General features: G+C 42.8%; 10 protein-coding genes and 1 CRISPR repeat array. Of the genes, 1 reads left to right on the top strand and 9 read right to left on the bottom strand.

Annotation, left to right across the window (positions count from 1 at the left end):
• Positions 1–2212 (bottom strand): DNA helicase PcrA (gene pcrA / locus Q0191_RS00815; protein WP_297662949.1); only part of this gene is annotated, 2212 nt, incomplete at its 3' end.
• A 147-nt stretch (positions 2213–2359) separates the two neighbouring features.
• Here pcrA and Q0191_RS00810 point away from each other — a divergent pair.
• Complete coding sequence (locus tag Q0191_RS00810) at positions 2360–3550, top strand: cation diffusion facilitator family transporter (protein WP_297662947.1); 1191 nt, start codon at positions 2360–2362, stop codon at positions 3548–3550.
• A gap of 7 nt (positions 3551–3557) precedes the next feature.
• On the opposite strand, the gene Q0191_RS00805 is transcribed toward Q0191_RS00810, so the two are convergent.
• From Q0191_RS00805 to Q0191_RS00770, 8 genes are all read right to left on the bottom strand, one after another.
• Positions 3558–4406 carry an amino acid ABC transporter substrate-binding protein gene (locus tag Q0191_RS00805; protein WP_297662945.1) on the bottom strand — a complete coding sequence of 283 codons (849 nt, stop codon included), beginning with the start codon at positions 4404–4406 and terminating at the stop codon, positions 3558–3560.
• 11 nt (positions 4407–4417) lie between these two features.
• Positions 4418–5047, bottom strand: a complete 630-nt coding sequence (locus tag Q0191_RS00800) for an amino acid ABC transporter ATP-binding protein (RefSeq protein WP_297662943.1) — start codon at positions 5045–5047, stop codon at positions 4418–4420.
• Between the two features lie 8 nt (positions 5048–5055).
• Positions 5056–5697 carry an amino acid ABC transporter permease gene (locus tag Q0191_RS00795; RefSeq protein ID WP_297662941.1) on the bottom strand — a complete coding sequence of 214 codons (642 nt, stop codon included), beginning with the start codon at positions 5695–5697 and terminating at the stop codon, positions 5056–5058.
• A 326-nt stretch (positions 5698–6023) separates the two neighbouring features.
• Positions 6024–8107: a CRISPR direct-repeat array (repeat unit 32 nt; unit sequence ATTTCAATCCACGCCCCCGTGAAGGGAGCGAC).
• A gap of 146 nt (positions 8108–8253) precedes the next feature.
• Complete coding sequence (gene cas2 / locus Q0191_RS00790) at positions 8254–8547, bottom strand: CRISPR-associated endonuclease Cas2 (protein ID WP_002930608.1); 294 nt, start codon at positions 8545–8547, stop codon at positions 8254–8256.
• A gap of 10 nt (positions 8548–8557) precedes the next feature.
• Positions 8558–9583, bottom strand: a complete 1026-nt coding sequence (gene cas1c / locus Q0191_RS00785) for a type I-C CRISPR-associated endonuclease Cas1c (RefSeq protein ID WP_297662937.1) — start codon at positions 9581–9583, stop codon at positions 8558–8560.
• Positions 9580–10251, bottom strand: coding sequence for a CRISPR-associated protein Cas4 (gene cas4, locus Q0191_RS00780; protein WP_297662934.1), 672 nt, complete (start codon positions 10249–10251; stop codon positions 9580–9582). The genes cas1c and cas4 overlap by 4 nt, the downstream gene beginning before the upstream one ends.
• A gap of 1 nt (position 10252) precedes the next feature.
• Entirely contained in the window at positions 10253–11104 is an 852-nt protein-coding gene (cas7c, locus tag Q0191_RS00775; protein ID WP_148887572.1) for a type I-C CRISPR-associated protein Cas7/Csd2, read from the bottom strand.
• A 3-nt stretch (positions 11105–11107) separates the two neighbouring features.
• Positions 11108–11710: type I-C CRISPR-associated protein Cas8c/Csd1 (locus Q0191_RS00770; RefSeq protein ID WP_297662929.1), on the bottom strand; the 603-nt coding region annotated here is incomplete at its 5' end.

Genomic DNA, 11710 nt, shown 5'->3' with positions numbered 1-11710 from the left:
GACTGTTTCCACTGCCAGAGACTGCCAGAACTGTCCCATCGCCCCATTTCTTATGATGGGCAATATCTCCAATAGCCCAAACAACTTCCGGCTTGGATGCCTGGCTCTGCCCGTTCTTTCCAAAAGGCAGACTGCCTGTAGAAATCGAACTAGGTGCCGCCTGACGCTTCCTCTCCTGCAAGGCTTGAGCTAGACTCATGCCCTGACCGAATTTGCTAGTATCGCTGTTGGTATAACTAACCTTAAAGGAGCTGTTGGCTGGTCGAGCCAGTCCCTGATAGTTTAGCAAGTCTGAACTGATTTCTCTCAAGAAACGGGTCGGCTGATTGTAGTTAGTCCGACCATAAAGCAGGCGAGAATTAGCATTGGTCAGATAAAGAATCTTCTCTGCTCGGGTGATACCGACATAGGCCAGACGCCGCTCCTCTTCCAGCTCATCCTCATCTTCAGATGCCCGGCTCAGAGGAAAGACATTTTCCTCCATACCAACCAGAAAGACGACTGGAAATTCCAATCCCTTGGCTGCGTGAAGGGTCATCAAAGTCACTTCAGAACTCTCCTGCTCTCCATCGTCTGTGTCTGCAATCAAGGCCAAGTCATTAAGAAATCGGCTGAGCTTATCAAGTCCCGTCTCATCAGCTGGATTGTCTGGATTTTCATCAAAGCTCTTGGTTACAGATAGGAATTCTTCGATATTTTCAATCCGTGCTTGGCTTTCCAAGGTTGCCTGAGCTGCCAAGGCGACTGAGTAACCTGTCTTTTTCAGAACAAGCTCGACTAGCTCAGTCACACTATAGTTATCCAAACGATCCCGCAAGTCGAGTATCAGATTGGCAAACTCATAAACTGCCTGAGCCGCCTTGCCCTTGACTGGTGACAACATGATATTAGCTGACGCCTCCAGCAAAGAGATTTCTTGACTAGCCGCAAAATCCCGAATCTTCTCTACCGTTCCCGGTCCGACACCACGTTTGGGCTCATTGACCACGCGCTCGTAGCTGATATTGTCACTAGGATTGGCGATGAGATTGAGGTAAGAAATAACATCGCGGATTTCTTTACGGCTGTAGAACTTGGTTCCGCCGACCATAGTATAAGGAATATTGGACTTGAGCAGGGCCTCCTCAATGGTACGGGACTGGGCGTTAGTTCGATAAAGAACTGCGAAGTCTTTGTGAAGGAAGTTTTGGCTGCGACCTATTTCATCGATGGTTTTGGCTACAAAAACAGCCTCATCTTGTTCATCGTTAGCTCGGTAGTAGACAATTTCTTCACCGTCTTCGTTTTGAGTCCAGAGATTCTTAGGACGGCGGTTGCGGTTGTTTCGGATGACTTCATTAGCCGCCTGAAGGATGGTCTTAGTCGAGCGATAATTTTCCTCTAATAGAACTACCTTAGCTTCTGGATAATCCTTTTCAAAGTCCAAGATATTCTGCATATCGGCTCCCCGCCAGCCATAGATAGACTGGTCAGCATCCCCGACCACGCAGATATTCTTAAAGCGAGAAGCCAAGAGTTTGACCAGTTGGTACTGAGCATGGTTGGTATCCTGATACTCGTCTACATGGATGTACTGGTAACGTTGCTGGTAGTAGGTCAGGACATCAGGATTTTGATCAAAAAGCCGCAAGGTCAGCATAATCAAATCGTCAAAGTCCATGGCCTCAGACTGGCGCAGTTCCTTTTGGTAGGCCGTGTAGCACTTGGCCACAATCTCCGTGTACATATCACCAGCTAGATTCGCATAGGCCACCTCATCAATCAGGTCGTTCTTTGCATTAGAAATGGTCCCCAGAATAGCGCGCTCGTTCCACTTTTTAGGATCTAGATTGAGATTTTTGAGAATCCGTTTCATCAGGGTTCGCTGCTCACCCGGATCAACGATAGTAAAGTTGCGATTGTAGCCAATATGGTCAGCTTCTCGCCGCAGAATACGCACACACATGGAGTGGAAGGTAGCGATTAAGCAATCTTGGGTGGCTGGATTAAGTGCTGCTGCCCGTTCCTTCATCTCCCGCGCTGCCTTATTGGTAAAGGTAATGGCTAGGATATTCCAAGGATTAACCATCTTCTCGTCAATCAAATAGGCAATGCGGTGGGTCAAGACACGAGTCTTTCCCGAACCAGCCCCCGCCATAATCAACAAGGGGCCTTCTGTCGTCTGGACCGCTTCGGCCTGACGGTCATTCATACCGTTTAATAAGGGATTCATCTTCTATCCTTTCAATGTAAAACCAAACTGAAAATCAATGCTTCCATTATATCAAAATTCGAGTGAATTTGTTATCGAAAAGGCAACTGTCCTCAATTGAAATTCAAGTGTGAAAAAGCTATAATAGTAGTCTAGAAAGGAGCAGCCATGAACAATCATCCAAGCGACAATCTCAAACTTGCCGAACGAGGCGCCCTCCTAGCAATTGCCACCTACATTGGCCTATCCGTTACAAAAATCATTGCAGGTGCGACACTGACATCCTCCAGTTTGATGGCGGATGGTTTCAACAACGTCTCCGATATCGTTGCCAATCTAGCAGTCTTAATTGGCCTACGCATGGCAAGAAAACCAGCGGATAAGGACCACCGCTTCGGCCATTGGAAGATTGAAGATCTGGCCAGCCTGATTACTTCTTTCATCATGTTTTTTGTCGGTTTCAATGTCCTCATTGATACAGCTCAAAAAATCATTAACAAGGAAGAAACCTTGATTGATCCTGTGGGAGCCATCGTCGGGATTGTATCGGCCATCATCATGTTTGGTGTTTATCTTTACAATAAAAACCTAGCAAAAAGGGTAAAATCCAAAGCTCTGGATGCGGCTGCCAAGGATAATCTCTCGGATGCCATCACTTCTCTGGGTACTTCTGTTGCCATTATTACCAGCTCCCTGAAATTCCCTATCGTTGATAAGCTAGCAGCCATCGTTATTACGTTTTTCATTCTAAAAACAGCCTATGATATCTTTATAGAGTCCTCTTTCAGCCTGTCAGATGGCTTTGATCAGGATCTTTTAGACGATTACAAGCGCGCTATCCTGGAAATCCCTAAAATCACACGCGTCAAGTCCCAGCGTGGTCGGACCTATGGTAGCAATATCTATTTGGATATTATACTGGAAATGAATCCCGACCTCTCTGTCTTTGAAAGCCACGAAATCGCTGATCAGGTAGAGGATATGCTCAAAGAGAACTTTGGCGTCTTCGACATTGATATTCATATTGAGCCAGCTCCGATTCCTGAAGATGAGATTCTGGATAATGTCTATCAAAAGCTCCTGATGCGTGAGCAATTAGTCGACCAAGGTAGTCAATTGGAGGCACTTCTTTCCTCTGATTTTGTCTACATTTCCCAAGATGGTCGCCAGCTAAACAAAGAGGAATTTCAACTAGAGAGAGCCCAAACTTCTCCCATCAAAAATTTAGAAATTACATCCGTCAGCCAAAAGACCAAGCTGATTCGCTATCAAATCGGCGATGTCATCCATACTAGCCTATGGCGCCGCCACGAAGTCTGGCAAAATATCTTTCACCAAGAAACACGAAAAAACAACTAGTTTTCTGCTAGTTGTTTTTATATGCTTTCACTTGGTCTGTCGCAATATCCTCTCCAAACCACTTTTCAGCGATTTTCTGGAATTCTCCCTCTTGGTATAATTTCCCGAAAGCAGCATTTACTTTTTCAACTAAAGTACGGTCCGCCTTTCTAGCTCCGACCGCAAAGGCCTCGCTCTCAAATCCAACTGAAAAGACTGAATATTGATCTAAAATTCCTTCTTCTGTCAGATAATAATTGGCATAAACGCGGTCAATCAAGAGACCATCAATCCGGTCGTTTTGCAAATCAATTAAAGCCTCGTTGAAGCTTTGGTACTGGGTCGCTGTATGATTTTTGACAAAGGTTTTCAATATTTCAGGATTGCTTTCAAATGCTACATAGCCAGAAGATCCCGTTTGGGCGCCCAATATTTTTCCTGCCATATCACTGGCCTGTGAGATATGAGAGGACTTTTTGCTGACCAAAACCTGCTCATTTTTCATGTAAGGAATGGTAAATTGCACCTTTTCCATTCTCTCGTCCGTTGCGGAATAGCCATTCCAAATGAGGTCAATCGTGCCGTTAGTCAACTCTGTTTCTTTCATATCCCAATCAATTGGCTGCCATTTCACCTCAATCCCGTATTCCTTAAAGACAGCATTGGCCAGATCAATATCAAACCCTGCATAAGTGCCATCTTTTTGCTCAAATCCCATAGGAACAAAGGTATTATCAAAGCCAATTGTAATCTGTTTTTTCTCCTCGTACTTGCTCCAGTTATCCAAGCTGGGATCACTGACATTGGAACTACAAGCACCGAGCAGGAAGGTTAGGATCAGGGTCAAACAGGTCAAAAGAATATTCTTTACTTTCATTCGGACCTCCCTTATTTTGGTATGACTTTGAGAATAGAATCCGCAATGTTTTCCGCAAACTGCAAATCATGTGTAACCACAATCTGCGTCATCCCCATTTCACGATTTTGAAGGATGAGTTTTTCTACTTCCAAGCGTAAGGCAGGATCCAAGGCAGAAGTTGGCTCATCATATCCGATAATCTCTGGGTTAATCATCATAGCACGAGCCAAAGCGACCCGCTGTTTTTGCCCACCTGACAGCGAATAAGGGTAGGCCTTTGCATGCTCGGACAAGCCTAAGCGAGCCAATAAGTCCTGCGCCTTCTCTTCAGCTTCTTCTTTGGAAACATTCATTGTATGGATTGGTGATAAAGTCAAATTTTCCAAGACAGACAAATGAGGAAAGAGCTGAAAATCTTGAAAAACAAAGCCTAGAAGATTACGCTTTTCAAGCTCTGCGACATCCAAAATCTCTCCATTATAAATTACTTGTCCTGAATCAATCGTCTCCAAACCTGCTAGCATACGCAGAAGAGTCGTCTTCCCTCCGCCCGAAGGTCCAACAATGGCCAACACTTGCTTTTCAGGCACGATTAAATTAAAATCCTTTAGAATCTGCTTATCACCAAATTTTTTACTAATATTTCGTAATTCTAACATAATAGCACCTACTTATAATAACTAAATTTCTTTTCGACCTGCTTAGCAACCAGCGTAGCCAGACCGATTAAGAGTAAATAAATCAAGCCTGCAACAAACATCGGTGCCAGACTGGCATCTCGGTTAGCCGCTGTACGACTGGCCAAAATCAAGTCTGAAATGCCTAAAGCATACACCAAAGAGGTATCTTTCACCAAAGTCATGACTTCATTAAATACGCTTGGTAGCACAATTTTTACGACCTGCGGCAAAATAATCAGGCGAATCGTCTGAACAGGAGTAAATTTTAAAACCTTTGCAGCTTCATACTGTCCAGTTGGAATGGAAGAAATACCGCCGCGGAAAATCTCCGCAAAATAAGCTGCGTAGTTTAGTGTAAAGGCAATAATCGCTGCAGGAATCCGATCCAGCCGAATGCCGATACTTGGCAAAACATAGTAAATAAAGATTAGCTGCAATAAAAGCGGCGTCCCGCGCATGATCCAGATGTAAATATTAAGCAGCCATTGCAGGGGCTTCAAGCTAATTTGCATCGAAAAAGCCAGCATAATTCCCAAAGGAATCGAAAAAACCAAAACCAAAGCAAACACCTGCAAGGTAGTTGCCGCTCCACTTAGAAGACTAGGTAAAATTTCCAAAATATAGCTCATTCTCTTCCTCCTAAATAAATGTTTTACCATTATAACAGAATCTAAGGAAAATACAAGCAGATGTTGCTAAAAATTTATAGGAAGAAAATCGAAATCGAATAAATTTAAAATCCGACTCTCCTTTCAAGAATCGGATTTATTGGACTATGTAGGGCTCTTTGGAGCGGTTTTGGAACCATTCGAAACAACACAGCTCTAAAACTACCCAATATCCTGCCGATCAAAACGAGAAGTTGGATATTTGTCAACTGTAGTAGGTTCATGAAAAGTCACATTCTGAGACGGAGCGACACTTCTGAAATAACTAAAGAATTCGCTATTTTTATATCTCAATTCACTCTCCCGTGAAGGGAGCGACTTATAGTCAAATGATTTTGCTAAGACCTTGTCCAATTTCAATCCACGCCCCCGTGAAGGGAGCGACGGATATCGGGGTAGCTTTGGGAACTCAGTTTCAGATTTCAATCCACGCCCCCGTGAAGGGAGCGACGAGACGACCGCTTGAAAATTTTGAGGCTGTACCAATTTCAATCCACGCCCCCGTGAAGGGAGCGACCGCTTTGCAAGATAGAATCTTCCAAACCAAAAAAATTTCAATCCACGCCCCCGTGAAGGGAGCGACCTTTGGTGCTTTGGAGTTTTGTTAGCTCCTCGCTAATTTCAATCCACGCCCCCGTGAAGGGAGCGACGATAGCTTAGATGGAGAGAGTTCAATAATTTTAGATTTCAATCCACGCCCCCGTGAAGGGAGCGACTGCAGTTGTTAGTCCTAAAGTTGTTGATTATGGATTTCAATCCACGCCCCCGTGAAGGGAGCGACCGCCTGATTCATCAAGTGCATGCACTGGATAGCTATTTCAATCCACGCCCCCGTGAAGGGAGCGACTGGTTGCGCCAGCAGTCCCTAAAGTCGCTACTCCTATTTCAATCCACGCCCCCGTGAAGGGAGCGACGTAGTACCAACACTAAGACAACTTTCAGTACAAAATTTCAATCCACGCCCCCGTGAAGGGAGCGACATGATAGGCTCGTCATCATCATTGACAAGGTTATATTTCAATCCACGCCCCCGTGAAGGGAGCGACGTAAAGTGATGGCTGAAAATGTAGCCTTGTACAAAATTTCAATCCACGCCCCCGTGAAGGGAGCGACCTTTTTTGCTTTAGACAACCTTCATCAGCTCTCTTATTTCAATCCACGCCCCCGTGAAGGGAGCGACGATAGAGCGAACTACTGTACATGCTATAAGAGGGATTTCAATCCACGCCCCCGTGAAGGGAGCGACATCATTGCTACTTGAACTGTTATTTACATTATTGATTTCAATCCACGCCCCCGTGAAGGGAGCGACAAGATGCTTTCGGCGTTGAAGATGGAGCTATTCAATTTCAATCCACGCCCCCGTGAAGGGAGCGACTTTCATCTATAATCAAGGTCAATCTATCATCATAATTTCAATCCACGCCCCCGTGAAGGGAGCGACTCGCGAAACTTCTGCGAGGTTTTTACCAAAGGCAAATTTCAATCCACGCCCCCGTGAAGGGAGCGACGGGATAAGTGGTCACAGGCTGATAGCCGATACAAATTTCAATCCACGCCCCCGTGAAGGGAGCGACAGGAGGCAATGCTACCGTCTGCAAACTCAACTCAATTTCAATCCACGCCCCCGTGAAGGGAGCGACAGCCTAAAGTGGCGCCTGCTGTTAAACCTAAAGTATTTCAATCCACGCCCCCGTGAAGGGAGCGACTTCATCACTAATTTAAACAGAGGTCACTAATCATATTTCAATCCACGCCCCCGTGAAGGGAGCGACCTCCCAGTTCATCTTGTAACGTTGTTCGTTGAAAATTTCAATCCACGCCCCCGTGAAGGGAGCGACCTTATCCTCGATTTCAACATCAACAACCGTGGACGATTTCAATCCACGCCCCCGTGAAGGGAGCGACACCGTCCCAAGTCGGTTTATACCCCCAAGCAAAATTTCAATCCACGCCCCCGTGAAGGGAGCGACACAATGGCTATGACTGAATATCTCGAACGAATGAATTTCAATCCACGCCCCCGTGAAGGGAGCGACAGTATTTCAGGATATATCAAAGACTGGAAAAGATAATTTCAATCCACGCCCCCGTGAAGGGAGCGACTCAATCAACAAAAGAAAAGGAAAACAACACTATATTTCAATCCACGCCCCCGTGAAGGGAGCGACACGAGTTCCGATAGTTTCATTTTCCGTTAGAGCTATTTCAATCCACGCCCCCGTGAAGGGAGCGACTTTCTTGGGAAGAAAAAGAAGATGGTATCATCCTTATTTCAATCCACGCCCCCGTGAAGGGAGCGACTGACACTGATAGCCTGTACCTATCTATAGAAGCCAATTTCAATCCACGCCCCCGTGAAGGGAGCGACAGCGCGTAGTTGCACTGTTTTAGGCAAAAATTATCTTTCGAGGAAAGTAAACTCTTCTAGAATTTCGAATTTTTGCCTTATTTTTGTTTATTTTTTGCGCGAAAGTCCTGCTTTTTTCTGAGTAACATCCATTCGCACTAGACTATTTAAAGGAGTAATACCCCTATATCAGGATCATAACTTGTATCACGTCCAATCGTTTCTAGACGATTTTGCCAGTTTTTTCCTAGCAAATAAAAACGAATACTGTCGGACTCAGTGTCAATTATACTCAAAAGCTTAGCTTTTATTTCTACAAATTCTGCAGGAGTTACTGAGCATTCAAAAACTGAATTCTGAACGCGTTGCCCATAATCAACGCATAATTTTGCCACATGACGTAATCTTTTCCTGCCTTGCGCAGTTTCAGTATTCACATCATATGTTACTAATACCATCATAAACCGGCTCCTATATTAAAAACGGTGGATAGGATTCCAATTCTCCACGGATTGTCTTGGCCAATAACTGTGCTTGGATATAGGGCAGTAACATCAATTTCACTTTTTCTTTAGTGAAAGGATGTTCTACTTCCTGATGTTTCCGCTTTTGCCAGGCTTCAATAAAAATTGCACGCCCTTTTTCAGTTAATATGACACTTCCATTTTCCTTAAAGTCAAAATGTTTTTTGCTTAACTGAGCTTTATTTATCAAAGAAAACACAAATCTGTCAACTATATAAGCACGAAATTCTTCGACTAAATCCAATGCCAAGCTAGCACGACCTGGCCTATCCGTATGAAAGAAGCCAACATAACTATCCAGCCCTACTGCTTCCAAAGCAGATTGGCATTCATATGTTAATAAACTATAGCCAAATGATAACAAAGCATTGACACAATCTAATGGAGGGCGTCTAGTTCGCCCATTAAACTGAAAAGTCTCCTTATCAGTTAATACTAAATCATTAAAAATACGAAAATATTGGTTTGCTGCCTGACCCTCTATTCCTAAAAGAGAATCCTTGTTTTCAGCTGCTTGAACCTGTTCCAAGGCCCAAGTCAATTCCGTATTCACTTCTTCAAATAGTTGGCTATCAATCCGATCGCGATGATCACGCTTAAAACGTAGTAAATATTTTCTAGAATTTGAAATTTTAGCAAGAATAAAATGTTTTGCATATTCTAGAGATTGTTCTTCATCAGCCAAACGATAATGCTGCCTTCTTAGCAAAACATTCCCATTTGTTTGCCCAACAAATCGACCGCAAAAGCGTCCTTGCGGGGTATGGAAGGACAAATTAATCTGATTCTCAGCACAGAGTTCAATCAAAGAAGGAGACGCTCCCAAATAAGAAAAACAAACAATTCCGTCAATAATTCGACATGGGAAACGACTGATAACTTTACCTTCTTGCTTGATAACGATATTATCTCGTTCACGCGTTAAATAAAAATTATCTTGAGTCAAATATAGAGTATTAAGTAGCTTTTTCATAAGCTATCCTCACTTTTTAATGCTTGGAAAATGTAATTGTCAATATTGCGCGCCTTTTTAGTCAAACGCGGCATGCAAATATCAACTAAGGAGCATAACTGACAGTTTTTAAAATATTCAGCTTTTGGAATAAGCTTTTTGTCATAATATTCATGCATTTGGCAAGCTAACTCGGCTACTTCTTTTCGTAAATCAGAGGTGATTTCTATTTGCCTCTTTTGATTCACACTATGGTAATAAAGATAGCCATACTCGATTGCGCACCCAAGAGTTTCTTCAAGACAAATCGTTTGAGCAACCAGCTGAACAATATCTCGGGTATCTCGTTTTGGTTTTCCACGCTTATATTCAATAATGACAGGAAGCCATTTGCCACGTTTTCCTTTTAATGGAACTCCATTTTCATCCTTATGGAATTCAACCACATCCAATATCCCATAGAGACCAAGCTCTTTTGATGAGACATGCATAGCTCGTGAGGTTATGACATCCTTTCGCTTTTCTTTAATATAAGGATTATCCGCCTTTTGATGCAAAATCTGCCCATGAGCTGTCGCTTCGTTTTCAGCCCACTGCTGCTCAATATGAATCAAACTCCATTGGCACTTGCAGAATTGGAAATGCTGAATACCAGATAACATCAAATAGTCACTTTCAGCATAAACCATTTTACAGTCCTTCTAAGATATCAACTTTCAATCCTTTAGCTTCATATTCTGCTAATTTTTCTTGATTCAGATGAATGCGGTAGTCATCGTAACTATCTTTATCCTGTTTTTCTTTGTCAAATTCAATCAAATCAAAAACACGCGCACTGGAAACATTTCCTAACTTATTAGAATGAGTAAACCAGAATACCTCACGAACACGCATAGAGCCTTCTGGACGAGCAGAAGAGGCATCGTTTTCAAAAAGACTAACGAGCACTTCCTTAATAACTTCAGCATCTTCGTTAGAGAATCCTGTTTTTTCAGCAAAATTTGGATTAATCGAACCTTTGATGACATAGACGCCATAGTCCACAAAATGCTTAGTCCCCATCGTATCAGATGAACGTCCACCTGCTTTTTTAGGTTCGACACCATTTGTGCTTCGAGTAATCTGTAAACTAGAGATGATGATTGGATCCAAAGATTTAGCCATGCTGACAGAAACCGGTCCACGAATAGCAAACGAGCGATCTTTTAGATAAGTGAACACTTGACCAAACGAACGGACATCCATCCATAATTGATTGGCTTTTTCATTAATTTCTTCATCTGATTCTTTTCCTGTAAATTGAGTCTTAAACCGTTTCTCAAGTGAATTAAGCCCATCCTCAATGCGATCGTTTGCTTGTACAAAGATGGTGTGGCCAAAATCCTGCATCCGATTGCGGATTTTGCGCTTGATGGCTACATCGCTGATTAAGCCTTGATTGGCTGCATTTGTTCTTGGCATATTTCCTGACAAGGGATCTCCATTTGCATTAGCTTCCCTCACTTCAACCGTTACCATAAAATCAATCTTGTGTTCCAACATCTACTATTCCTCACTTTCATTTTTTTCTTGTTTTGTATAAAAGAACTGCTTTTCAGCATAGTAACCAAAAATAAATTGATAATCCAAGGGATCATTGATATCCTTCTTTGCCATTAGGGGGCTGAGTAATTGGACAATTTCTGCTCGCTCTTTGTCTAATTTATGAAAGATTCCATGAGCGTTTAATTTCACAGCCTCTTCATAAGGCTTGATTTTATTTACTAAATTCATCATTAATTTAGCTGGCTGGCTGGTATAGGCATTCCAGTACCTCTCGGCATTTGTTATCCTATTAGATTCTTTCTTGTCCTTATTTGGATTCTCAATTTCATATTTTTTCAATTCCATCAATTCAAAAATAGCTAATAATCTTCCGAAGAGATAGGAACGATTAGTATTTTCGTGATCTAACATTGGTTTAAACTCCCTTCCATATTGTTTGTGTAAAATCGCTAAACTTATTTGCTGCACCTGAGACCAGTGATTAGGGTACTTTTGTCGCTGTTTAATATTCGTTTCTAACTTCTTAACGATAGTACTAGGCACTGGATTCCCATCAATCAAAGCTGTTACTAATTGCTGATATTGATCGCTCTTAAAACTGTC

This window comes from uncultured Streptococcus sp., from assembly GCF_938036805.1.
In the GTDB taxonomy this organism is placed as follows: Bacteria; Bacillota; Bacilli; order Lactobacillales; family Streptococcaceae; genus Streptococcus.
The sequence above is the reverse complement of the archived record's forward strand: the minus strand, read 5'-3'. Positions and strand labels throughout refer to the sequence as shown.

Coding starts and splice junctions, on each gene's coding strand:
- Q0191_RS00810 (WP_297662947.1), top strand. CDS start 2,360: ATGAACAATCATCCAAGCGACAATCTCAAACTTGCCGAACGAGGCGCC.
- Q0191_RS00805 (WP_297662945.1), bottom strand. CDS start 4,406: ATGAAAGTAAAGAATATTCTTTTGACCTGTTTGACCCTGATCCTAACC.
- Q0191_RS00800 (WP_297662943.1), bottom strand. CDS start 5,047: ATGTTAGAATTACGAAATATTAGTAAAAAATTTGGTGATAAGCAGATT.
- Q0191_RS00795 (WP_297662941.1), bottom strand. CDS start 5,697: ATGAGCTATATTTTGGAAATTTTACCTAGTCTTCTAAGTGGAGCGGCA.
- cas2 (WP_002930608.1), bottom strand. CDS start 8,547: ATGATGGTATTAGTAACATATGATGTGAATACTGAAACTGCGCAAGGC.
- cas1c (WP_297662937.1), bottom strand. CDS start 9,583: ATGAAAAAGCTACTTAATACTCTATATTTGACTCAAGATAATTTTTAT.
- cas4 (WP_297662934.1), bottom strand. CDS start 10,251: ATGGTTTATGCTGAAAGTGACTATTTGATGTTATCTGGTATTCAGCAT.
- cas7c (WP_148887572.1), bottom strand. CDS start 11,104: ATGTTGGAACACAAGATTGATTTTATGGTAACGGTTGAAGTGAGGGAA.